19 protein-coding genes are annotated in these 24,229 nt (G+C 67.1%); 7 read left to right on the top strand and 12 right to left on the bottom strand.

Features of this window, described 5'->3' with window-relative positions; translation table 11 throughout:
- Positions 1–6: 6 nt before the first annotated feature.
- The 3 genes from GONAM_RS04825 to ctaD are packed head-to-tail and all read right to left on the bottom strand — an operon-like array spanning position 7 to position 3,874.
- The gene (locus GONAM_RS04825; protein ID WP_006865659.1) at positions 7–834 is read right to left on the bottom strand and encodes an aminoacyl-tRNA hydrolase; all 828 of its coding nucleotides are present in this window, start codon (positions 832–834) and stop codon (positions 7–9) included.
- A gap of 10 nt (positions 835–844) precedes the next feature.
- The gene (serB, locus tag GONAM_RS04820) at positions 845–2,086 is read right to left on the bottom strand and encodes a phosphoserine phosphatase SerB (RefSeq protein WP_051992482.1); all 1,242 of its coding nucleotides are present in this window, start codon (positions 2,084–2,086) and stop codon (positions 845–847) included.
- Positions 2,087–2,089: 3 nt separating this feature from the next.
- The gene (gene ctaD / locus GONAM_RS04815; protein WP_006865657.1) at positions 2,090–3,874 is read right to left on the bottom strand and encodes an aa3-type cytochrome oxidase subunit I; all 1,785 of its coding nucleotides are present in this window, start codon (positions 3,872–3,874) and stop codon (positions 2,090–2,092) included.
- A 379-nt stretch (positions 3,875–4,253) separates the two neighbouring features.
- Here ctaD and GONAM_RS04810 point away from each other — a divergent pair, with 379 nt between their 5' ends.
- Both GONAM_RS04810 and GONAM_RS04805 read left to right on the top strand, forming a co-directional pair.
- A complete protein-coding gene (locus GONAM_RS04810; protein WP_006865656.1) occupies positions 4,254–5,189 on the top strand; it encodes an ABC transporter substrate-binding protein in 936 nt (311 codons plus the stop codon).
- A 78-nt stretch (positions 5,190–5,267) separates the two neighbouring features.
- A complete protein-coding gene (locus tag GONAM_RS04805; protein WP_040535426.1) occupies positions 5,268–5,756 on the top strand; it encodes a beta-class carbonic anhydrase in 489 nt (162 codons plus the stop codon).
- 82 nt (positions 5,757–5,838) lie between these two features.
- Here GONAM_RS04805 and GONAM_RS22745 read toward each other — a convergent pair whose 3' ends face one another.
- Positions 5,839–5,997 (bottom strand): hypothetical protein, encoded by a 159-nt coding sequence (locus tag GONAM_RS22745; RefSeq protein WP_006865654.1) that lies wholly within the window; start codon positions 5,995–5,997, stop codon positions 5,839–5,841.
- A 121-nt stretch (positions 5,998–6,118) separates the two neighbouring features.
- On the opposite strand from GONAM_RS22745, the gene GONAM_RS04795 reads away from it, so the two are divergent.
- Entirely contained in the window at positions 6,119–9,115 is a 2,997-nt protein-coding gene (locus tag GONAM_RS04795) for a DEAD/DEAH box helicase (RefSeq protein ID WP_006865653.1), read from the top strand.
- Positions 9,112–9,921, top strand: a complete 810-nt coding sequence (locus tag GONAM_RS04790) for an SWIM zinc finger family protein (protein ID WP_006865652.1) — start codon at positions 9,112–9,114, stop codon at positions 9,919–9,921. Before GONAM_RS04795 ends, GONAM_RS04790 begins: the two co-directional genes overlap by 4 nt.
- An 866-nt stretch (positions 9,922–10,787) precedes the next feature.
- On the opposite strand, the gene nrdF is transcribed toward GONAM_RS04790, so the two are convergent.
- From nrdF to GONAM_RS04765, 5 genes are all read right to left on the bottom strand, one after another.
- Complete coding sequence (gene nrdF / locus GONAM_RS04785; RefSeq protein ID WP_006865650.1) at positions 10,788–11,792, bottom strand: class 1b ribonucleoside-diphosphate reductase subunit beta; 1,005 nt, start codon at positions 11,790–11,792, stop codon at positions 10,788–10,790.
- Positions 11,793–11,858: 66 nt separating this feature from the next.
- Entirely contained in the window at positions 11,859–14,054 is a 2,196-nt protein-coding gene (gene nrdE, locus GONAM_RS04780) for a class 1b ribonucleoside-diphosphate reductase subunit alpha (protein WP_006865649.1), read from the bottom strand.
- A 98-nt stretch (positions 14,055–14,152) separates the two neighbouring features.
- Positions 14,153–14,617, bottom strand: coding sequence for a class Ib ribonucleoside-diphosphate reductase assembly flavoprotein NrdI (nrdI, locus tag GONAM_RS04775; protein WP_006865648.1), 465 nt, complete (start codon positions 14,615–14,617; stop codon positions 14,153–14,155).
- 225 nt (positions 14,618–14,842) lie between these two features.
- Positions 14,843–15,079, bottom strand: coding sequence for a redoxin NrdH (locus GONAM_RS04770; protein WP_005198719.1), 237 nt, complete (start codon positions 15,077–15,079; stop codon positions 14,843–14,845).
- 416 nt (positions 15,080–15,495) lie between these two features.
- A complete protein-coding gene (locus GONAM_RS04765; RefSeq protein ID WP_006865647.1) occupies positions 15,496–16,053 on the bottom strand; it encodes an NAD(P)H-dependent oxidoreductase in 558 nt (185 codons plus the stop codon).
- 111 nt (positions 16,054–16,164) lie between these two features.
- On the opposite strand from GONAM_RS04765, the gene GONAM_RS04760 reads away from it, so the two are divergent.
- Both GONAM_RS04760 and hpxO read left to right on the top strand, forming a co-directional pair.
- Positions 16,165–16,791: a TetR/AcrR family transcriptional regulator gene (locus tag GONAM_RS04760; RefSeq protein ID WP_006865645.1), complete on the top strand. Its 627-nt coding sequence runs from the start codon at positions 16,165–16,167 to the stop codon at positions 16,789–16,791.
- 126 nt (positions 16,792–16,917) lie between these two features.
- Complete coding sequence (gene hpxO, locus GONAM_RS04755) at positions 16,918–18,078, top strand: FAD-dependent urate hydroxylase HpxO (RefSeq protein WP_040535473.1); 1,161 nt, start codon at positions 16,918–16,920, stop codon at positions 18,076–18,078.
- Positions 18,079–18,097: 19 nt separating this feature from the next.
- Here hpxO and eccB read toward each other — a convergent pair whose 3' ends face one another.
- Positions 18,098–19,576, bottom strand: coding sequence for a type VII secretion protein EccB (eccB, locus tag GONAM_RS04750; protein ID WP_006865643.1), 1,479 nt, complete (start codon positions 19,574–19,576; stop codon positions 18,098–18,100).
- A 200-nt stretch (positions 19,577–19,776) separates the two neighbouring features.
- On the opposite strand from eccB, the gene eccE reads away from it, so the two are divergent.
- Positions 19,777–21,513: a type VII secretion protein EccE gene (eccE, locus tag GONAM_RS04745; protein ID WP_006865642.1), complete on the top strand. Its 1,737-nt coding sequence runs from the start codon at positions 19,777–19,779 to the stop codon at positions 21,511–21,513.
- Positions 21,514–21,627: 114 nt separating this feature from the next.
- On the opposite strand, the gene manA is transcribed toward eccE, so the two are convergent.
- Complete coding sequence (manA, locus tag GONAM_RS04740; RefSeq protein ID WP_006865641.1) at positions 21,628–22,923, bottom strand: mannose-6-phosphate isomerase, class I; 1,296 nt, start codon at positions 22,921–22,923, stop codon at positions 21,628–21,630.
- Complete coding sequence (locus GONAM_RS04735; protein WP_040535470.1) at positions 22,920–24,068, bottom strand: hypothetical protein; 1,149 nt, start codon at positions 24,066–24,068, stop codon at positions 22,920–22,922. Before GONAM_RS04735 ends, manA begins: the two co-directional genes overlap by 4 nt.
- Positions 24,069–24,229: the final 161 nt, after the last annotated feature.

The raw sequence follows: 24,229 nt of genomic DNA, 5'->3' as shown, positions 1-24,229 counted from the left end.
TCGTGATCAGTTCCCGACGACCTCGGCGATGACGGTGACCGAACCGGGCGCGATCTCGGTGAAGCCGGCGTCGCGGACCGCGACCGCGGTTCCGGCGGCATCGGCGTCGAGCAGATCCCGCCATCGTTCCGGGGTGGCCTCACGCACCGCCATCGGACACTCATCGAGCCGCCACCGGATCGCCTCGTCGGCGTCGAGCAACTTCGCGGCGAGCATCGAGGCGTGCCCGACCTGTGCGGCGAGTTTGCCGACGGTCATGTCGAGCCCGGGATTGGTCCACAACACCACGCCGTGATCTGGCTTCTCGGTGGCCAGTTCGCCGTCGACCTCGGTGCCGCCGATCTGCAGCTTCTTGACCCGACGGTCGAGATCGCCGACGCGGCCGGGTACGTAGGCTCGCGCCTCGGCGTCGCCTTCGGTCGCAGTCACGCCCCACACCTCTTGCGCGGCAGCCCATTGCGCGCCACGCGCACGGCGGGCGATCTTACGAATCCGCGCGTTGCACCAGTCGTCCATCGCCGACGCCCACGGCCCGTCGCCGGCTGCGCGGTCGTCGAGACACAGCAGCGCGACGGCCCGCGCGGCCGCGGTCAACAGATCGGTGCGGTTCGGCGGATCGGACTTCTCGATGTGCAGCACCATCGCCATCGCCAGGACGTCGGCCGGGTCCTCGGGATCCTCCCCGCCACCGACGTATCCGACGAGGCGTCGATGGTTCGCCACCACTGCATCGGGGGTGACGGGTGGCCGCGTCGGAGCATCCGGGGTGATTGGCGAGCCCGTCACGGCGTCGGGCGGCACCGGCGTACCCGTGACGTCGGCGCTGTCCGTCATGTCCGACACGTCAGCCGAGCGGGACCCGCCGGTACACGCCGTCGGCGGCGTCCGCGGCCTCGATCTCGTCGCGTGAGACGCCGAGGATGAACAGCACGGCGTCGAGGAACGGATGGTTCAGCGTCGCGTCGGCGACCTCCCGCAACGCGGGCTTCGCGTTGAAGGCGATGCCGAGTCCGGCGACGCTGAGCATGTCGATGTCGTTGGCACCGTCGCCGACGGCGATCGTCTGCTCCATCGGCACACCGACCTGATCGGCGAAGGAACGGAGCGCATGCGCCTTGCCGGTCCGGTCGACGATCTCGCCGATCACACGTCCGGTGAGCTTGCCGTCGACGATCTCGAGGGTGTTCGCACGCACGAAGTCGAGTTCGAGTTCGTGGGCCAGCCCGTCGATGACCTGCCGGAACCCGCCCGACACCAGGCCGCAGTGGAAACCGAGCCGATGCAGCGTGCGGATGGTGGTGCGCGCACCAGGCGTGAGCTGCAAGGACTTCGCGACGTCGTCGATGACTCCGGCGTCGAGCCCGGCGAGGGCCGCGACGCGCTGGTGTAGTGACTGCTCGAAGTCGAGTTCACCGCGCATGGCGGCTTCGGTGACCGCCGCGACCTCGGCCTCGCGGCCGGCCTTCGCGGCGAGCATCTCGATGACCTCGCCCTGGATCAGGGTGGAGTCGACATCGAAGACGATGAGGCGCTTGGCGCGTCGGGCCAGACCACCGCGTTCGACGGCGATGTCGACCGAGTGCTTCGCGGCGACCTCGGCGAGCCCCTTGCGCAGGGCCGCGTCGGCGGCCACCCCGCCGCGTCCGGCCACGCTGACCATCAGTTCGAGGCCGGTGAGCGGATAGTCGGCGATACCGCGGATCGAGTCGATGTTGCCGCCCTGGCCGGCCAGCTTCGCGGCGACCGCACTGAACGCGGTGGCCGTGACCGGGCTGCCGAGGATCACGACGGCATGGGACGAGGTGGTGCGGCTCCCGGGATCGACGCCGATCTCCACCCGCACGTCGAAGCCGATGGAGGCCATCGCCTGCTCGACGATCTCCTGCAGTGTCTCGGGATCACCGCTCGCGGAGACGAGCACGCCGAGCGTCAGCTGCCCGCGGATGACCACCTGCTCGACATCGAGCAGGGCAACGGCCTGACCGGCCAGGGCACCCATGAGAACAGAGGTGACGCCTGGCCGGTCGGGACCGGTGACGGTGAAGAGAACGGTCGTACCGGTAGTGCCTGTTGAGTCGTTGCTCACCGGTCAGCGCGGATCGGGATCCGGCGACCCCTCATGCGATCCGACGGTGAACGGCTCGCGGCGAGCCTCCTCCATCTGGCGATCCTTGCCCGCGTCGTGGCCCGGGCCGACATGAGCTTCGGCACGCATCCGCTCAATCATGTGCGGGTAGTGCAGCTCGAAGGCCGGACGCTCCGAACGGATGCGGGGCAGCTCGGTGAAGTTGTGGCGCGGCGGCGGCGACGAGGTCGCCCACTCCAGCGAATTGCCGAAGCCCCACGGATCGTCGACGGTCACGACCTCGCCGTAGCGATAGCTGCGGAAGACGTTCCACAGGAACGGCAGGGTCGACAGGCCGAGGATGAACGCACCGACGGTCGAGATGGTGTTCAGCGTGGTGAAGCCATCCGACGGCAGGTAGTCGGCGTAACGACGCGGCATGCCCTCGTTGCCCAGCCAGTGCTGCACCAGGAACGTCATGTGGAAGCCGATGAACGTCAGCCAGAAGTGGATCTTGCCGAGGCGCTCGTCGAGCATGCGTCCGGTCATCTTCGGGAACCAGAAGTAGATGCCGGCGTAGGTGGCGAACACGATGGTTCCGAAGAGCACGTAGTGGAAGTGCGCGACCACGAAGTAGCTGTCGGACAGGTGGAAGTCCAGCGGCGGGCTCGCGAGCAGAACACCGGTCAGACCACCGAAGAGGAAGGTCACGATGAAGCCGACCGAGAACAGCATCGGCGTCTCGAACGTGATGTGACCTCGCCACATCGTTCCGATCCAGTTGAAGAACTTCACGCCGGTCGGAACCGCGATGAGGAACGTCATGAAGGAGAAGAACGGCAGCAGCACGGCGCCGGTGACGTACATGTGGTGCGCCCACACGGCAGCAGACAGGGCGGCGATCGCGAGGGTCGCGTAGATCAGGCCCGAGTAACCGAAGATCGGCTTACGCGAGAAGACCGGGAAGACCTCCGAGACGATGCCGAAGAACGGCAGCGCGATGACGTACACCTCGGGGTGTCCGAAGAACCAGAACAGGTGCTGCCACAGGATGACGCCGCCGTTGGCCGGGTCGTAGATGTGGGCGCCGAACTGGCGGTCGACCTCGAGGCCCATCAGGGCGGCGGTCAGCAGCGGGAAGATCAGCAGGATGAGCACGCTGGTCACCAGGATGTTCCAGGTGAAGATCGGCATGCGGAACATGGTCATACCGGGTGCACGGAGGCAGATCACGGTGGTGACCATGTTGACGCCACCGAGGATCGTGCCCAGACCGGACACAGCCAGACCCATGATCCACAGGTCGGCACCGATGCCGGGGCTGTGCACGGCGTCGGTCAGCGGCGTGTAGGCCGTCCAACCGAAGTCGGCAGCACCGCCCGGGGTGATGAAGCCGGCGATGGCGATGGTCGAACCGAAGACGAACAGCCAGAAGCCGAGTGCGTTCAGTCGCGGGAAGGCGACGTCGGGCGAACCGATCTGCAGCGGCAACACGAAGTTGGCGAAGCCGATGACGATCGGGGTCGCGTACATCAGCAGCATCACGGTGCCGTGCATCGTGAAGAGCTGGTTGAACTGCTCTGTCGACAGGAACTGCATGCCCGGCTGCGCGAGCTCACCACGCATCAGCAGCGCCATGAGGCCACCGATGAGGAAGAACGCGAAACATGCAGTGATGTACATCATGCCGATCAGCTTGTGATCGGTCGTCGTCAACAGCTTGTAGATGAACGAACCCTTGGGCTGATAGCGCTCCGGGAATGGTCGCACTGGAGCCACTTGCGTGGTGGGTTGGTCTACCGCGGTCACAGATCCTCCTCTTGCGCGAGCTCGACGTCGAACCCCTTCGAACGTCGGTCGGCACATGAACACAAACCGAGCGCTGGGTACTGATCCTAAACCCTTACCGACGCCCGGGCCGAGCGGGTCCTACGATCTGTCGTATTCGACGCCCGGCACACCACATCGGTGGTGCTCAAACCCTTTTCCTCGTCGACGCGCCGGGTGTTCGGGACACCCTCGGCAGCGTCTGCGACCGACGGTCTCGCGGCCCTGTAGAAGCCTACGCTCGACGCCTCGGCGCCGGTGCTAGGTTGGGCGGGTGCAGAGCAGGGGTAACGGGGTCACGGATGTACGTGTTCGTCGTGTCCGGGGTCGCCGGCCCGTCTGGGCAGCAGCGGTCCTCGGCGTGGTCGTCGTCGCCGTAGCGGCGTGCTCGAGTGACGAGCAGCTGACCACTCCCGACGGCTCCCCCATCTCGACCACCGTCACGCGTGTCGCGGAGGTCAACATCGTCTCCCCCGAGCGCGACTTCTCCAGGACGTGTCTCGCGCCCACGGCCGCGGAATCCGGCACCACCGATGCCACGAGGATCGTCGTGACCGACCCGACGTTGCTCGACGCACTGTGTGCCCTGGGAATGGGCGACAAGGTGGCGGCGGTGACCGCGGCTCCCGGTTCGGTGCCCGCATACCTCGGGCCGCAATTGACGTCCGTACCGGCGATCGGGACCACCCCCGACGCCGCCGCGGTCTCCGAGGCCGACGCCGACCTCGTCCTCACCACGCCCGAGACGGCCGCGTCGTCGAAGACCTTCCGCGGTGTCCGCTCGGTGACCATCCCGGTCGGCGACTGGCAGGAACAGTTCCAGGCGGTGGCCGAGGCGGTCGACCGCAGCGAGGCCGGCCGGCAGCGTCTGGCCGAGTTCACCACCGAGGCCGCCAAGACCGGCAGGCGCATGGATGCCTCGCACACCCAGGTGTCGCTGGTCCGGTTCGGCGAGGACTCGGAGACCATCGCCGGCATGGACACCTTCGCCGGCCAGATCCTCGGCGAGATCGGCGTGCAGCGCCCCGCTCCGCAACGGGTCCCCGACTCCTTCCCCGTCACGTCGGAGAACTTCCGCGAGGCCGAAGGCGACCTCATCTATGTGAGCTTCGAAGGCGAGAAGGGTCAGCAGCACGGCGAAGAGGTTCTGCTCAGCGACGAGTGGCTGGGACTGGGTGCCTCGATGTGGAAGCGCGTCCTCGCCGTCGACGACGCGGTCTGGTACGACTCCTCCGGCCTCGCCGCCGCCTGGCTGGTCCTCAACGACGTCAAGGGTTCGCTCGACGGGAACTCCTGAGTCACCCCCGCGTCCACCGTTTGGATCAGGCCAGGTCAAACCCTCGCCCCGGACGTTCTGACGTATCACTGTTTGCGCATGACTGTCACCGATCAGTACCTGGCCAACAACGCCGAATACGCCAAATCCTTCAACGGCCCCCTCCCGCTGCCGCCGAGCAAGCACATCGCCATCGTCGCGTGCATGGACGCCCGCCTCGACGTCTACCGCGCGCTCGGCATCAACGAGGGCGAGGCCCACGTGATCCGCAACGCCGGCGGCGTCGTCACCGCCGACGAGATCCGCTCTCTCGCGATCAGCCAGCGCCTTCTCGGAACCACCGAGATCGTCCTGATCCACCACACCGACTGCGGCATGCTCACCTTCACCGACGACGACTTCAAGCGCGACATCCAGGCCGAGATCGGCCAGAAGCCTGAGTGGGCCGCCGAGGCGTTCAGCGACATCGACGAGGACTTGCGCCAGTCGCTCAACCGCATCAAGAACAGCCCGTACATCACCAAGACCAGCTCGCTGCGCGGCTTCGTCTTCGACGTCGCGACCGGCCTCCTCCGCGAGGTCTCCTGACCTCTCTGATCCGCAGACAGCACTGACCGGGTACGCCCACTACTGCGTACCCGGTCAGTCGCTTCTCGCCAGTCGCTTCTCGTCAGTCCCCGGAGTCGTCCGAGCGCTTCACCGCGTCGGGTGCGTTCTCCCGGGTCGCCATACCGCCCTCACGTCCGTGGTCCTTGGGGCCGGGAGGGTCCTTGCGAACCTCGGCAGTGCCCTCGTCATGTTCGGCCTGCTGGTCCTTCGACTGTCCCATCGGTGCCTCCTCGCACTCGTGATGCCGCTGTACCTGCGAATCGATCATCTCCCTTACCCGCGGCGAACGACGGGGAAACCGCCGTGTCGGGGGCCGTCGTTAGACTGGCGGGCGATCCTCGATGCCATCAGAATCGCAGCTCAGTGGGCCGACTCCCCCGGACTCCGCCCCGACGCCTCGTTCCCTCGCACCGCTCCACGCCCTGTGGCGCCCCGGTGTGGGTATGGCCGTGTGGGTCGACGGCGAGCCGGCCGACCTGCCGGAGCCGCTCCGTGACGCCCTGTCCGGCCGCCGGTTCCGCAGCGAGATCCCGATCGTCGGCGAGGGCAACCGACGGCAGTTCGTCCGTGCTGCGACGCTCGGCCTGACCTCTGCGGTGTCCCTGCTCGACGCCTCGCGGTCGGTGACGGTCAGCGGTGACGTCCGGTGGTACCGGTATCTGCTCGACGGCGTGCGTTCCTTCGTCGCCGCCGGCTCAGTGGCGCCGTCGGCCGAGCAGGTTGCGGGCGAATGGTTGCTCCGCTGGGTCGTCATCCCGACGCCGACGTGGCGCAGCTGGCATGCCGTCGTCCTGGGGAGCGCTCCAGATGCCCTGCTGCACAACGGTTCCCACGCCGCATTGGACGATCTCCTCGCCGAGCTCGTCGACCACGAATGCCGCACCACGATCGCCCGCTCCGTCCCCCGGCTCGGCGAGCCGCGTCCGGCATCGCTGGTGGTCCGCGCGCTGCTGCCCGGCACCGACGCCGGCCCGCCCTGTGCCCCCGAGCGACTCGCGGCCGCCGTGGGGAGCTGGTCCCGGTGGAATGCCGGGGTGCCGCGGGACGACCAGTCCCTCATCTTCCGTCTCCACGAACCCGAATACGACGACCTGGCCGATTCCCACTGGGACGACGCGTGGGCCGACGACTCCTTCGAACTGCCGACGCGCGACGACGTCGCCGATGCTTCCCGGTGGCGACTCGAGGTCTGCCGACGCAGCATCGACGGTCAGATCGAGCCGGTGGCACCCCACCGTCTCGACGCTCACGAACTCGACGAGCTGACCACCGCGCTGGCCACCGCGGTACGCGAGTTCCCCGAACTCGACCGGGCCGACCCGGATCGCGGTTCCCTCGACTTCCTACTCCCCACCGACGTCGCCGCCGAGCTCTTCGCCACCGGCGCCGCCGCCCTCGGTGCCGCCGGTATCCCGGTGCTGCTCCCCCGCACCATCGCCGAGGTCCGACCAAGCCTCACCCTGCGCGCGCTGCCCCCACCCGGTGGCGGCGCACCGGCGGCAATGGTCGGTCTCCGCGAGATCCGTGAGTTCGAATGGCGCCTCGCTCTGGGTGATACGCCCGACGCCATCACCCTGACCGACGCCGACCTCGACGAGCTGTCCGGGCAGAAGGGCGATCTCGTCCGGGTACGCGGCGTGTGGGTTCGCGCCGAGGGATCGGCGCTGACACGCGCCGCCGCATTCGTGGCAACTCAGCGGGCGCTCGCCGCATCCCAACCGCCCGCCGACTTCGGCGAACTGTTCGGTCTGGTCACCGGCGAGGCCGACAAGCTCCCGGTCCCCGTCACCCGGGTCGAAGGACTCTCGTGGCTCGACGACGTCGCCGAAGGCGGCGCCATCCGCCCCGAACCCGTCACTCCCCCAGCTGATCTGGAGGCCGTACTGCGCCCCTATCAACAGCGGGGTCTGGACTGGCTGGCACATCTGTCGAACCTGGGCGTCGGAGGCGTTCTCGCCGACGACATGGGTCTGGGCAAGACGCTGCAGGTGATCGCACTCGAGTGCCACGAGCGTAATGTGGTCGACCACGACGCCGACACCCCCGGCCCCACCCTGGTGGTCTGCCCGATGTCGTTGGTCGGCAACTGGTCTCGTGAGTTCGCGCGTTTTGCGCCAACGCTGCGGGTGGCGATCCACCACGGCCCCTCGCGGGCATCGGGAGCCGCCTTCACGGCGATCCGGAACTCCGTCGACGTGGTGATCACGACCTTTGCGATCGCCGGCCGCGATCTCGAACTGCTCTCCGAGCAGCCCTGGCACCGCGTCGTCGTCGACGAGGCCCAGCACCTCAAGAACGTCAACACGATTGCCTCCAAGGCGATCCGGAACATCCCCGCCGGTCGACGCCTCGCGCTGACCGGCACCCCGGTGGAGAACCGCCTCGAGGACTTGCGCGCGGTGATCGACCTGGTGAACCCCGGTCTGCTCGGGTCGGCGTCGGTGTTCCGTGCCCGATATGCCGAACCCATCGAACGCGAACGCGACCCCGGTGCCCTCCGGCGCCTGTCGGCGATCACCCGGCCGTTCATCCTGCGTCGCGAGAAGACCGACCCCGCCATCGCCGCCGATCTGCCGGAGAAGGCGGATTTCGCGGTACGCGCCAACCTCACCGTCGAGCAGGCCGCCCTCTACCGTGCGGTCATCGACGAACTCATGGCCGCGCTGCGCGACAAGCAGCAACGCACCCTGCGCCGTCGAAACGTGCTGGCCGCCCTCACCCGGCTCAAGCAGGTGTGCAATCACCCGGCGCACTACCTCGCCGATGGCACCGATCTCATCCGTGACGGCGAACATCGTTCGGGCAAGGTCGAATTGCTGGCCGACATCGTCTCCACCGTTGCCGACGAGGGTGACCGCGCACTCGTCTTCACCCAGTTCGCGGCGTTCGGCGAGATGCTGTCGGGCTGGCTCGCCGAACAGTTCGGCACCGAGACCCCGTTGCTCCACGGCGGACTCGGCCGCACGGAACGCGATCGCATGGTCGCCGACTTCCAGTCCGACGACGGCCCCCCGGTGATGCTGGCGACCCTCAAGGCGGGCGGTACCGGCCTCAATCTCACCGCGGCCAACCACGTCATCCACGTGGACCGGTGGTGGAATCCCGCCGTCGAGGACCAGGCCACCGACCGTGCCTACCGCATCGGCCAGAACCAGAAGGTGTCCGTGCACCGGTTCGTCTGCGTCGGCACCATCGAGGAACGGATCGACGACATGATCGCCAAGAAGCGCGAACTGTCGCGGCTCACCGTCGCCGCCGGCGAGAACTGGGTCTCCGACCTCGCCGACGACGAACTCTTCGAACTGTTCCGGCTCCGCGAGGATGCGGTGAGCGAATGACCGTCCGCAAGAAGGGCACCCAGCGCAAGGGCGAACGCGGCACCATCGCCGTCCGCGGATACGGCCTCACGCCGTGGTCGCGGGCGTTCGTCGACGTGGTCGAGGGTCGCAGCGCCGACGGCGAGGCGGTCGCCGACAGCCGGCATGTCACCAAGGCGCGCAGGTACTTCCGCGACCGGCATGTGCGCGGACTCCGGATCGGTGCGGGTCAGGTGACGGCGTCGGTCGAGGGCACCCAGCTCGAACCGTTCGACGTCATCATCACCACCCGCACCGTCCACACCCCGACGCTGGCCGGCTTGCTCCGCGACCGCGGCGGCGTCGAGGAACTCATGCGGCTCACGCGCGGAGAGCAGCCGCCGATACTCGGTGAGCTGCTCGTGCCCACCGATTCCGCGGACGTCGCGACCGACTGCACCTGCCCCGACGAGGCCCCACGGTGCGTCCATGCCCTTGTCACCAGCTACGAGATCGCCGCCGAGATCGACCGGTCGCCGCTGACGCTGCTGACGGTGATGGGTACCGATCTGCGTGACCTGCTCGCCGAGATCGACTCGCGGCCCGCGCAATCGCTCGTCACCGAGGCCGACGCGTCGTCGGGGCCGCTGCGGCCCGACGACTTCTACGGCACCACCTCAACGCTGCCGCCGCTTCCGACGGTTCCGCGGATGAATCCGCTCACCGCGCTCGACGGTTCGGATCTCCGTGCCGCGCTGCGCGCCACGGGTGTCGCGCCGGCCGACATCGCCGAGGCCATCGACGAACTCGGCGATCTCTACGATCGCCTGACCGCCGGCGATTTGTAGAAGTAGTGCGCGCTATGTGCGCACTACTTCTACGAAAACAGCTTCGGCGCCGCAATTTTCAGTTTCCCGCTGGAATGATCGGTGCAGAGCGCACTGCCTCAGCGACAGGTTCTACAACAGTGTGCCGAGACACCTGAATGATCCAAGAGAGCCCGACGCCGTACTCAACTTCAGTCGGCCGTAGAGCATCACAGGCAGTTGCCTATTGTTATTGAACCGGCGATCAGGGGTGCCGTTGAGGTTGACGTACCTCCAAGTCGTGTCGACTTGGAGGGCGTCTCTGGGCGGCGAAGAGTTCTCAACGAAGCGCTTCTGTCCGTGAACAACAAGTGGGTCGCCGTAGTGAATATGACTGAATCGCTTTGTATCCCGGACCAATACCCGATCCGGAAGGAAATAGAGCCCAGATTTTCCTGCTTCAATCGAGGGCACTTCGATATTCGTCTTCAGCCTCTTCGGACCGACAAAGTTGACATTGGCAGGGACGGAACTGACGAGCGTCGATGCACCCGAATCACGCTCGACCTGGTGGACTCCGATTACATCGCCGGTCTCAGTAATCCTCCATAGGTTTCTGCGATTCGGAAAGCAAACGTATTTTCGTGATGAGGGTAATTAATGCACGCGAACCGAAAACGACAGTGCCGCACACTCTAGCCAACGCCCATGACAGGTCTTTGGTCAGCACTCGCATGAGACCGCAGGGCCGTTTATCCAGGCGTCAATCGCCGTGGCGGGACGGGTTTTGCAAGATCCTCGCCGGCCGAAGTCGACGAACTCGGCGATCTCTACGATCGCCTGACCGCCACAGATTTATAGCCCGAAACCGCGCTGAGCGCGGCTTCGGGCTATAAATCGGCTGGGGACTAGAAGTCCCAGTCTTCGTCTTCGGTGTTGACGGCCTTGCCGATGACATACGAGCTGCCCGACCCTGAGAAGAAGTCGTGGTTCTCGTCGGCGTTCGGCGACAGCGCCGACAGGATCGCCGGGTTCACGTCGGTCTCGTCCTTCGGGAACATCGCCTCGTAGCCGAGGTTCATCAGAGCCTTGTTGGCGTTGTAGCGCAGGAACTTCTTGACGTCCTCGGTGAGCCCGACCTCGTCGTAGAGCGCCTCGGTGTAGTCGCTCTCGTTGTCGTACAGCTCGAACAGCAGCTCGAAGGTGTAATCCTTGAGCTCCTGACGACGCTCCGGCGTCTGGGTCTCGAGGCCACGCTGGTACTTGTAGCCGATGTAGTAACCGTGGACGGCCTCGTCGCGGATGATGAGGCGGATCAGGTCGGCGGTGTTGGTGAGCTTGGCGCGGCTCGACCAGTACATCGGCAGGTAGAAGCCCGAGTAGAACAGGAACGACTCGAGCAGCGTCGAGGCGACCTTGCGCTTGAGCGGGTCGTCGCCACGGTAGTAGTCCATGACGATCCGCGCCTTGCGCTGCAGATTCTCGTTCTCCTCCGACCAGCGGAAGGCCTCGTCGATCTCCTTGGTGGAGCACAGGGTCGAGAAGATCGAGCTGTAGGACTTGGCGTGCACCGACTCCATGAACGCGATGTTGGTGAGCACCGCCTCCTCATGCGGAGTGGTGGCGTCCGGGATCAGCGACACCGCGCCGACGGTGCCCTGAATGGTGTCGAGCAGCGTCAGGCCGGTGAATACCCGCATGGTGAGCTGCTTCTCGTACTCGGTCAGCGTGCCCCAGGACGGGATGTCGTTGGACACCGGCACCTTCTCCGGCAGCCAGAAGTTGCCGGTGAGGCGATCCCACACCTCGGCGTCCTTCTCGTCGGGGACGCGGTTCCAGTTGATCGCCGAGACCCGGCTGACCAGCTTGATGGGGGCGCCGTCGGCGGGGCTGTGGCTTTCGGTGGAGGTCATGACTGTTCCTCGTCTAACGGGGGGTGTGGGTGCCGGAAGTGATGAAAGGTGCGGTGGCGCAGGGGGTCACAGCATGCATGACACGCAGCCCTCCACCTCGGTCCCCTCGAGCGCGATCTGACGCAGACGGATGTAGTACAGCGTCTTGATCCCCTTGCGCCATGCGTAGATCTGCGCCTTGTTGACGTCACGCGTGGTGGCGGTGTCCTTGAAGAACAGCGTCAGGCTCAGGCCCTGGTCGACGTGCTGCGTCGCCGCGGCGTAGGTGTCGATGATCTTCTCGTACCCGATCTCGTACGCATCCTGGTAGTACTCCAGGTTGTCGTTCGTCATGTACGGCGCCGGGTAATAGACGCGACCGATCTTGCCTTCCTTGCGGATCTCGATCTTGGCCGCGACCGGGTGGATCGAGCTGGTCGAGTGGTTGATGTAGCTGATCGAACCGGTCGGCGGAACGGCCTGCAGGTTCTGGTTGTAGATGCCGTCGCGCTGGACGGCCTCCTTCAGCTCACGCCAGTCGTCCTGGGTCGGGATGTGAATCCCGGCCTGCCCGAAGATGTCCCGCACCTTCTGGGTCTCCGGCTCCCACACCTTGTTGGTGTACTTGTCGAAGAACTCACCCGACGCGTACTTCGACTTCTCGAAGCCGGTGAACGCCTGGCCGCGCTCACGGGCGATCCGGTTCGACGCACGCAGTGCGTGGAAGAGCACCGTGTAGAAGTAGATGTTCGTGAAGTCGATGCCCTCGTCGCTGCCGTAGAAGATGCGCTCGCGGGCCAGGTAGCCGTGCAGGTTCATCTGGCCGAGGCCGATGGCGTGAGAGTTGTTGTTGCCGTGCTCGATCGACGGCACCGAGGTGATCGAGGTCTGGTCGCTCACCGCGGTGAGTCCGCGGATGGCGGTCTCGATGGTCTGGCCGATGTCGGGCGAGTCCATCGTCTTGGCGATGTTCAGCGACCCCAGGTTGCACGAGATGTCCTTGCCCACATGGGAGTAGGACAGGTCGTCGTTGAAGGTCGACGCCGTCGAGACCTGCAGGATCTCCGAGCACAGATTGGAGTGGGTGATCTTGCCGTCGATCGGGTTCGACCGGTTCACCGTGTCCTCGAACATGATGTACGGGTAGCCCGACTCGAACTGCAGCTCGGCGAGGGTCTGGAAGAACTCGCGCGCCTTGATCTTGGTCTTGCGGATACGACGATCCTCGACCATCTCGTGGTAGCGCTCGGTGACGTTGACGTCGGCGAACGGCGCGCCGTAGACGCGTTCGACGTCGTACGGGCTGAACAGGTACATGTCGTCGTTGTTCTTGGCCAGCTGGAACGTGATGTCCGGGATGACCACGCCGAGCGACAGCGTCTTGATGCGGATCTTCTCGTCCGCGTTCTCGCGCTTGGTGTCGAGGAAGCGGTAGATGTCGGGGTGATGGGCGTGCAGGTAGACCGCGCCCGCACCCTGACGCGCGCCGAGCTGGTTGGCGTAGGAGAAGGAGTCCTCGAGCAGCTTCATGATCGGGATGACACCCGAGCTCTGGTTCTCGATCTTCTTGATCGGTGCGCCGTGCTCACGAATGTTGGAGAGCAGCAACGCAACTCCGCCACCGCGCTTGGACAGCTGCAGGGCCGAGTTGATGGAGCGGCCGATCGACTCCATGTTGTCCTCGATGCGGAGCAGGAAGCACGAGACCGGCTCGCCGCGCTGCTTCTTGCCCGAGTTGAGGAAGGTCGGGGTGGCCGGCTGGAAGCGGCCGGAGATGATCTCGTCGACCAGGTTGCGGGCGAGGGCGGTGTCGCCGTCGGCCAGCGTCAGCGCCACCATGCAGACGCGGTCCTCGAAACGCTCGAGGTAGCGCTTGCCGTCGAAGGTCTTGAGTGTGTAGCTCGTGTAGTACTTGAACGCTCCGAGGAACGTCGGGAAGCGGAACTTCTTGTCGTAGGCGTGCTTGAACAGGCCCTTGACGAACTCGCGGTCGTACTTGTCGAGGACCTCGGGCTCGTAGTAGTTCTCCTCGACGAGATAGTCGAGCTTCTCGTCGAGGTCGTGGAAGAACACGGTGTTCTGGTTGACGTGCTGCAGGAAGTACTGGCGTGCGGCCTCGCGATCCTTGTCGAACTGGATCTTGCCGTCGGCGTCGTACAGGTTGAGCATCGCGTTGAGCGCATGGAAGTCGAGCTCGCCGGGTTCATGACCCGACGGGCCGGCATGCACGCCCGACTTGCTTGCTGAAGAGGTGTCCGAGACGGCGGCGGCGGTGGGCGACACGACAGATGACTCCTGCGGTTAGTGGGGGCTTACCAAGTGCCTCGTGGGCAGAGTATGGGCGGGGTGTGACAGTCCGGTGGCGACGCGCTGGGCGGGCGTCAGGCGGGTGTGGCGTGCAGCGACACACCACCTGCGAACGCCGGGCTCTGGGCGAAGTCGGCCAGTCCGGCGCGGACGCGGTCGACGTCGTCGGTGGTGCCCATCAGTTCGAATCGGTACAGGTAGGGCACGCGACATTTGCGCGAGATGATGTCGCCGGCGTAGCAGAACTCCTCACCGAAGTTCGTGTTGCCCGCCGCGATCACCCCCCTGATCAGGGATCGGTTGTGTTCGTCGTTGAGAAAGCGGATGACCTGCTTGGGGACGAAGCCGCCGGGTTGCCCCGTCGCCTTGCCTCCCCCGTAGGTCGGGCAGACCAGCACGTACGGCTCGTCGACACCGAATTCACCTGCTGCGCCGGTCAGCGGGATGCGCACGGAACGCATGTCCAGCTTCTCGACGAACCGGTGGGTGTTCTCGGAGACCGAGGAGAAGTAGACGATCAACGGCGAGGTGGCCGACATGTCTCCCTCCAACCCTGCTGACGATGACCGATTGTGATGACGATTGTTCGTTGCGTCCGCGCTCGGGACGCCTGGTGGTTCCAACACCGGAACCGTCGTGACCATTTCCCCGTCGGGGCCGATGGCCACGTTCATCTCGGCTGTCACATCCCGACGCGGCGGATCCGGCTTCCCCTTCGGATCACACCCGCGTCGGGGTCGATGGTGACGGCAGACTGCCGGCGATCAGGCAGCAGCGGTGGCGAGCGCCTTGATGCGGTCGGGACGGAAGCCCGACCAGTGCTCGTCGCCGGCGACGACGACCGGAGCCTGCAGGTAGCCGAGCGCCATGACGTAGTCACGGGCTTCCGGGTCCTGGCTGATGTCGACGATCTCGTAGGACAGACCCTGCTTGTCGAGAGCCTTGTAGGTGGCGTTGCACTGGACACATGCCGGCTTCGTGTAGACGGTGATGGAAGACATCGAGTGGTTCTCCTCGGGTCGTTGGAATCGCCAGTGACATGCAGTTTCCCAGCGTAAAGATGGTGATCTGAGTCACCGTCTTCCTGGCGTTTCCGGAGGAGTAGATCCGCTTCCTCTTGTCCGCCTGACTGGTAGTGCAAACACTACACCTAGTGGCTGACATTTCTGGGCACCACAAGGGGTTGTGAATAACATTGGTGGAAGACATGCAGGTCGGGCGGGTGCAGGATCATAAATTCCGGCGTGTCACGCTTGCGTCCGGCGTGTCGTTCACAGGTTGTCCAGGGGTCCTCCACAACGTGTGCACCGGCAGTCCACAAGCACCAGGTCGTCATACCTCTATATGTGCGCACGAAACGACGACGCCGCGCCGGGCATGTACCCGACGCGGCGTCGACGAAAACGGAAGAGACGGATCAGACGCTGACGGCGACCTCATCGACGATGCGCGTGACGGAGGCGACGACCTTCTCCACGATCGCGGGATCGGTCAGTCCACCCTCGGGGAGCGCCGGGATCTGCAGACCGAGGTCGGCCTCCTCGATCGCGCGGCCACCGGCGATGCCGACCGACTTACGGGTGTCCTCGCGGGTCCACAGGCCGCCGTACTGGCCGAGCGCGGCGGACAGGACAGCGACGGGCTTGCCGTTGAGGGCGCCGTTTCCGTACGGGCGCGAGAGCCAGTCGATGGCGTTCTTCAGCGCGGCGGGAATGGTGCCGTTGTACTCGGGGGTGGCGATGAGCACACCGTCCGCCTTCGCGACAGCCTCGCGCAGGGCGATCACACCGGCGTCGAGGGTGCCCTCGACGTCAACGTCCTCGCTGTAGAACGGCAGCGAACCGAGATGGTCGACGACGGTGATGTGGACACCGGCGGGGGCGTTGTCGGCGGCGACCTGGGCCAGCTGACGGTTCACGGAGGCAGCACGCAGGCTTCCGACGAGGGCTACCAGTTCGACGACTCGATCCGACATGACATTCCTTTCGACGAGGGCACCGGCCCGGCGAGGGCGGTGGATACGAAGCCAGCAACCGGACCCGAGTCCGATTGATTCCCGATAGCGGCGAAGAGTTACCCTCATCACGTGCCGAACGGGCCAGACCACTCCCCGCTCCATATCTCCTTCAACACCTCGGGGACCGAACGTGCCGACGCCGCACGCAATCGGCGTCTGTTGCTGGCTGCCGCCAAGAACCTGATCGATCACCACGGTGCCGCCGCGGTGACCATGGAGGCGGTCGCCCGCGAGGCCGGCGTCGGCAAGGGCACCGTGTTCCGCCGCTTCGGCAACCGAACCGGACTGATGCTCGCGCTCCTCGACCACTCCGAATCGGAGATGCAGCAGGCCTACCTGTCCGGGCCCGAACCGCTGGGTCCCGGCGCGCCGCCGCTCGACCGGCTGCTGGCCTATGGCCGGGCCCGACTCAAACTCACCTGCGACCACCTCGACATCCTCCTCGAGGCCGGGGCGGCCGGTGACGACTTCATGACCCACCCGGTGGGCCGCGCGTCCACGCAGCATGTTCAGATCCTGCTGCGGCAGTTGGGGTTCGCCGATGAGTTGGACTTCATGTCGCTTGCCGTGCAGGCTCCGCTGGCCGCCGGATCGGTGCGCTTTCTGATGGTCGAGGTTGGCCTCGACCTGGAGACCATCACCACCCAGTGGCAGGAGATGGTCACCGCGCTCGTGACCTCCCGCGGTCCACACTGACTCCACTCGACCGGCCGGCGTCATCACCGTGGCTTCGTCGCGCGCCGCCGTCGGTCGCCCTCTAGCCTGGTGTCTGGCCGGCCGCGCCAGCGCCGGCCGGTGATCTCGAGAAAGCGGTGGTGAGTGGTGAAGGCAGTGATCGTCGGCGCGGGTATGGGCGGCATGTCGGCGGCCATCGCCCTCAAACAACTCGGTGTCGACGTCGAGGTGTACGAGCAGGTGACCGAGAACAAGCCGGTGGGTGCGGCGATCTCGGTGTGGTCCAACGGCGTCAAATGTCTGAACCACCTCGGCCTCGAGAAGGAGACCGCCGAACTCGGCGGCATCGTCGACTCGATGAGTTACGTCGACGGTTTCACCGGTGACACCATGTGCCGCTTCAGCATGCAGCCGCTCATCGACGAGGTGGGCCAGCGCCCCTACCCGATCGCGCGGGCCGAGCTGCAGCTGATGCTGATGAACGCCTACGGATACGACGACATCCACTTCGGCAAGAAGATGGTGGCCGTCCACGACGGTGCGGATCGCGCGACCGTCGAATTCGCCGACGGCACCACCGATTCCGCCGACATCGTGATCGGCGCCGACGGGGCGAAATCGCTGACCCGCGAGTACGTTCTCGGCGGCCCGGTCCAGCGCCGCTACGCCGGATACGTCAACTTCAACGGGCTCGTCGAGGTGGACGAGAACATCGGTCCGGCCACCGAATGGACCACCTACGTTGGTGATTCGCGTCGTGTGTCGGTGATGCCGGTGGCGGGCAACCGTTTCTACTTCTTCTTCGACGTCCCCATGCCCGAGGGCGTCCCGTTCGAACGCGGTACCGCACGAGAGGTGCTCGCCGACGAGTTCGCCGACTGGGCACCCGGAGTCCAAACCCTCATCGGCAAGCTCGATCCCGCGACGACCAACCGGGTCGAGATCCTCGACCTCGACCCGTTCGACACCTGGGTCAAGGGGCGCGTCGCCGTGCTCGGCGACGCCGCACACAACACCACCCCCGACATCGGGCAGGGCGGTTGTTCGGCGATGGAGGACGCGGTCGCATTGCAGTTCGCGTTCCGCGACCACCCCGACGATCCGTTCGCAGCCCTGGCCGCCTATCAGTCCGCGCGCACCGAGCGGGCCGGCGACCTCGTGCTGCGCGCCCGCAAGCGCTGCGACGTGACCCACGGCAAGGACCCGGAGAAGACCGCCGCTTGGTACGAGGAACTGCGTGGCGAGGACGGCACCAACATCATCCGCGGGATCGTCGGGAACATCGTCGGCGGGCCGCTCACGTCCTGAGACTCCGGACCCACGCGAATCATTCGCCGTCCGGGTCGATTCCGACCGTCTTCAGACCGTCGTGGGCGACCAGCGCCGCTTCCGCGGAGAGCGTCGGCCCCGGCGCGAGCAGGGACACCACCGACCACGGTGCACGCGAAGGCGAGTCACCGAGTCCCAGGGTCCCACCCGTCTCGAGGTCCGGTATGCCGAAGCGCACACCCGAATCGTTCACGTAGAACAGCGATTCGGTGCGGGCACTGTCGGCCTCGTTGCCCGTCACCTGGAGGTACTCCCCCGAGCCCGGCGGCAGATAGACCTCGTCGAGACCGGGCCCGGCACCGTCGGCCGACGTCAGACGTACCGGCCGGGCGTCGGACTCCAGCGGGAGTGCGCGACCGGCCAGCAGCGCGGTCTCGGCCCGCGGTTCGTCGGTGCCGCGAGACCAGCTGCGACACAGGGTCGGATCGGCGGACAGGCCGAGCATCGACGGGTTGACCTGGGGGAAGTCACCGATCGGCAACTCCTCCACCACCTTCAGGGTGGCGAGCTCGCCGGGCGCCACCGTCTTGACGGGTGCGGCGCCGTCGCGATCGGCGAGACGCAGGATCTCGGCGGCCGGGGCGCTGATCTCCTGCACACCGCCGCGGAGCACGACGTGATAGGTCGTCTCGTCGTCGACGTCCACCGACTTCACGACGGAACCGACAGTCGTCGAGTCGACCGCGCCCGGTTGCCCGGCACCCGGAACGGTGGGCACCTCCAGCGGTTCGACGAGCGGGAAGCTGTTGAGGAGGCCAGGGGTCATCCGGCGCGGTGTGACGCCGTCGAGACCGAGGGCACGCATGACCGGCGCACTGTCGGTGTCGACCGCCGCCCGGACCGGACTCCAGGCCCCGTCGCGGAACAGCTGATAGATCAGGAAGGTCTCGTCGCCGGTACGGACGAGCACCGCGTCTTCCGGACGAGCGGGCTCCACGGTCGACGACCCCAACACGGGTTTGTCGGCGATGACCGTCTGTCGGAGCGACTCGCTCGCGGAGTCCGACGAGACCGTCGACGAGTCGCACACCGTCCACATCGAGGTGCTCTTGTGCGCCGAACCCGGCAGCGAGGCAGGTGCACCCGGGATGCCCAGCAGCGGGCCGCGCGGGTAGGGCTCGAGTTTGGAGTCGGCCACCGACGCCGGCTTCTCGGAGCTCCCGGTGATCAGCCGGGCCGAGGCGAGATTGAGCACCGGGTGCAGAGTGTCCTCCACCAGAACGTAGGTGCTGCCGCTGTTCTTGCTGACGATGATGGTGGCGTCCCCGACCGATCCCTGTGGACGGACGAGGCCGTACACACCGCAGCCACCGAGGACGAGCAGGCCCAGGACGGTTCCGACAACGAGTGCCTGCAGCTGGGACCGCATCGGGTCGTGCAGCATCCGCACATCGCGGCGCACGAGCGCATGCTCGAGCCGTTTGATCAGGAAACGATAGCCGTTGACCTGAGCCTTGGTCGTCAGCTGACGTGCCACGACTCCCCCTGTCCGCACCGACCTCACGCGCCCGCCAACGGGCGTCGGTGTGGACCGGTTGTGATCTCCTGCGGCGTACCCCCTGCCGCGCGGTAGTAGCCTAACCGACAAATGAGCCCCTCACGTGTGGGGCTCCGCCGCCTGTGGACACACCGACGGGCGAGCCGCGTGGGGCGCGGCGCCGGGATCGAGGGGGGATCGTGGATCGGAACACGCGCGCGTCGGGGTTGCGCACACTCGTGGTGATCGAGGTGATCCTGGCTCTCGGCCTCGTGGTGTGGGCGTTGTCCGGCAGCGTGTGGGGGCTGTCGGCCCTGTTCGCGGCGGTCGTGATCGCGGCCGGGCTGGTGAGCGTGGGCGGTCGGCAGTCTCTGTTCGGCCGACTCGCCGCGCGGATGTCGTTCTCCTGGTCGCGGATGCGCCGGAGAGACTCCGATCTGAACCCCGCCCCGTTCGACGTCCCGCTGTCCGCACCCTCCACCCGGCCGTCGGCACACCGCTCGTCGACCCCCACGACCATCGGTGCCCGCTGGGTCGGCGACACCCTGGTCACCGTGGTCCGCGTGGACCCGGGTGGCCCCGCGGTCACCTACCTGACACCGGGCAACAGCACCCTCGGCGACGAGAACGGACAACTCGTCCCCCTCGACGTCCTCGCCGAGTGCATCGACCGGTACGACATCGCGCTCAGCTCGATCGAGGTCATCAGTCACGGTGTGCGCGTGTGGGGTTCGGGTGTCGCACCCGCGACCTACGACCGCACCCTCGGCCCGCTGTCGGCGACGGCCCAGCGTTCGGTCTTCGTCGTGCTGCGGCTCGATCCGCTCGAGTGTCCCGACGCCGTGGCACGACGCGGCGGCGGCGCGACCGGCGCCCTGCGCACGGCGACGGTCACGACCCGCCGGGTGGCCAAACGCCTGGCCGAACACGGACTGGCCACCACCATCCTGTCCGCCGCACAGATCACCTCGGTCACCACCCAGCTGACCGAGGGCGCCGGCATCGACTCGCTGACCGAGGAATGGGAGTCGGTCGGGGTCTCCGGGCTCCGTATCCGCAGCGCCGCAGTGGAACCGGATGCGCTGCCCGCCGTCGTCCGCGACATCTGGGTGAACTCGGCGGTCTCCACCACCCTCACCGTCCGTCTCCGGCACGTCACCGCCGACCGCCGCCATCGCAACGGACGACCCGAGGTCGAAGTCTCCGCGTTCGTGCGGTTCAACGAGTTCCCCGATGCACGGCGGTCGGTGCCCTCGTGGCCGGCCGGTCTGCAGCCGCTCGACGGCCGGCAGTTCGACGCCCTCGCCGTCAGCCTCCCCATCGCGACCCCCACCCGCCTGGACCGCAATCTACCGACCCTCACCGGCGAGGAAGCTCAGGCCTTCCTCGGCTCGGTTCGCCTCCCGGCCGGAGGGTGCGGGCAGCTCATCGGTGCCGACCACACGGGTCGCGCCGTCGCCACCCGACTGGTCGGCCCCGGCATCGCCACCGTGTCGGTCGCCGCCGGTATCCACGTCGTCGCGCAGATCGCGCTGCGCGCGGTCGCCGTCGGCGCCTCGGTGCGCGTCCACACCGACCGCCCGCATAGATGGGCACCGCTGGTCAGCGCCGTCGCCGACCCGAGCGCACTGTCACTCTCCGGGGACCGCACACCGGCCCGGCCGGGCCCCGCGCTCGTCATCGTCGACGGTGTCACTCCCCCGTCACCGCAACCGGATACGACGCGGATGATCGTGTCCGCTCCCGGCGTCGACGACCCCACCGTCGCTCCTACGGTTGCCCTGACCCAGAATCCGCGTGCGCCACAGGACCTCTCGCTCGACGCGGGCGGTCAACCGGTGCTGGTGACGATGGTCGCGACCCCGGACGAATGGAACCTCATCGGCGGGTACCCCGAGCCCGCCGCGCAGACGCCCGCAGCGCCGGTCCGGCGATAGCGGGAACTCGGTCGGCGGCGTCGGACTCTCGCTCACCCTGTCCGTTACCGCTCACCCGTTGATGATGAGCGCGAACGGATCCCGTGAGCGACTCCGGCGGATGACCCCGCGGTGTCACTCGGTGGCGGTCACCGCGGCCGGCGCGGACGCCGACACCTCCTCGGCCGCAGACACCGCGACCGGCACGAGCGCGCGGTAGAAGACCGCGCGCGCCGATGCGGCCCGCACGATCACGTCCGGGTCGTCGTCCGTGATCCACAGCGCCTGACCCGATTTCACGGTCAGCGGCGCGCCGCCGGCGGGACGGACCTCGATCGCACCGCTGAGCACGGCGAGGATCTGCGGTCCTGGCATGTCGAAGCAGATCGACGACGAGTGATGCAATCCGGTGCCGTCCAACTCGATCCGCGACAGCCGGAACTCCGGCGCCGGGGTGAGGTAGACACGCTCGGCGCCGATCATGCGCACCGGCGGCGCCATCTGGGCAGCGTCGACCGGAGTGAAGTCGAGGACGCGCAACAGCTCCGGGACGTCGATGTGCTTGGGCGTGAGGCCGCCGCGCAACACGTTGTCGGAGTTGGCCATGATCTCGACACCGGTACCCCGCAGGTACGCGTGGAGGTTGCCGGCGGGCAGGTACAGACCCTCCCCCGGCTCGAGATGCACGTGATTGAGCAGCAGCGAGGCGAGCACACCGGGATCGTTCGGATAGTCCTCGCCGAGCTCGCACACCGTGCGCAGTTCGGCGGCGAACTCCGTGCTTCCCGAGCTCAGCACCTCGATCGCGCCGTGCAGGACCGCGGGCACGAGCTGCCGGATCGACGCCTCCGGCAGCGTCAACCAAGTGGTGAACACTGCCCGCAGACCCTCGGAATCGGGTTGTCCGGCAAGCATTCCCAAGTAGTGGTCGAGTTCGCTGACTTGCAGTTCGCGCAGTAGTGCGACGGTCTTGTGCGGATCGCGGAAACCGGCCAGGGCGTCGAAGGGCGTCGTGGCGACGATCAGCTCCGGCTTGTGCCACGGGTCGCGATAGTTCCGGTCACGGGCCTCGAGGGCGAGGCCGCGGGCGTTCTCCCGCTCGAACCCCTCACGCGCCTGGTCTGCGGACGGGTGCGCCTGCAGTGACAGCGCCTCCTCGGCGGCGAGGATCTTGAGCAGGAACGGCAGTCGGTTGCCGAACTCGGCCGCGCTCGCCGCCCCGAGGGTCGCCACCGGATCGGCATCGATCACCTCGACGAGGTCCTGCTCCGGACCCGAGGGGTCGACGCACCGCGCCGAGCCCGCCGGATGCGAACCGAACCACAACTCGGCTTCCGGATGCGCCGACGGGACAGGCCTCCCCTGGATAGACGCGATGGCTGTTCGTGAGCCCCATGCGTAGGGGCGCACCACTCCGTCGAGAATCCTCATTGCACCGTGTTCCCAATCAGGCGGAGATACACCGCCGCCATCTCGACCCGCAAAGCGACGACCAGGAAATCGAGCAGGTCGCCCGGGCCGTCGGCCACCGGGTCCTCACCCGGCACCGGCCGTCGATCGTCCCACGGTTGCCCGCCGTTCTGCGGCAACGCGTCTCCCTCGTCGGTGCCGACCACCAGGTCGACGTCGCCGAGCCCCATCACCCGCTGCCGGGTGTACCACTCACGACGGGCGGTCGACACGACCATGACGCGCGGAGCGGGCTCCTGCGCCGGGCCGTCGAACTCCGGGTCGTAGAAGATCGAATCGACAGCCGGCGCGGTGCCTGATCGCGAATCCAGGAGCCGGGCCATCCGCGCCACGTCACCGAGTTCGGCGACGGCACCGACGATCCCGGCGAATGCGAGAAGACTCGTCACGGCATGCACGGCCAGTACCGAACCCGCCGGTGAATCCGACGTCCAGACGGAGGGACGGCCCTGCACACGCACGGCCAGCGACTTGGCCCGGTTGTGGAAGGTCTCCCGCGACGGGTGCGAGCCCGAGGCCTCGGCGTCGAGAGCATCGGCCAGGTCGTCGAGTGCGGGCACCGGACCGGTCACCCGGACCTGGGTGAGACCACTGAAGACCGCGAGAAGTGCGGCGACGAAACCGACGAACCGGAAACGCGGCTCGACGTCGAACCGCGGCGAGAGGTCGATCCCGTTGCCACCCACCGCGTCTCGGAGAGGACCGGCGTTGGGTGCGGCCACGACCACCTCGGCCCGACGACGCAGCGCCCGGGCGGCCGCATCGGCCAGGGCCATGTCGCCCGCATCCTCACCGGCCACGATCACGACGTCGAGCGGGCCAACCCATCCCGGCAGGACTGGACCCGTCACGAGCGGCACGTCGACGCGCGCGGCGAGGGTGGCGACCCCCAGCTCGGCGGCTCGATGCGAGACCTCGCTGGAGCCGTGGACGATCACGACGCTGCGGGGTCGCAGATCGGCGAGCGGGGCCACTACGCCCTCGCGGACGGCCTCGGCGGTGGCACGAACCTGCGCGCCGGCGAGTGCGACGGCCCGCAACAGACCGTCGACGTCCGCGGAGATCAACTCCTCGGCATCATCGAGGTCGGGTGTACCGGTGCGCATGGAACCAGCGTAGCCAGCCGCGGGGACACACGCCCGGGTACGCGACACAGTCACTCGTTCGGTCCCGGCATCGAGGTGGGGCCGACGGCCGGCCTCGAACAGGGAGTCCGACGATTCGCGTCCCCCGACGGCGACAACGGGTTCCACGCCCCCTGCGTGGT

This window comes from Gordonia namibiensis NBRC 108229 (genome assembly GCF_000298235.1).
GTDB lineage: Bacteria > Actinomycetota > Actinomycetes > Mycobacteriales > Mycobacteriaceae > Gordonia > Gordonia namibiensis.
Note: the sequence above shows the minus strand (reverse complement) of the source record. Positions and strands in the feature narration are given on the sequence as shown.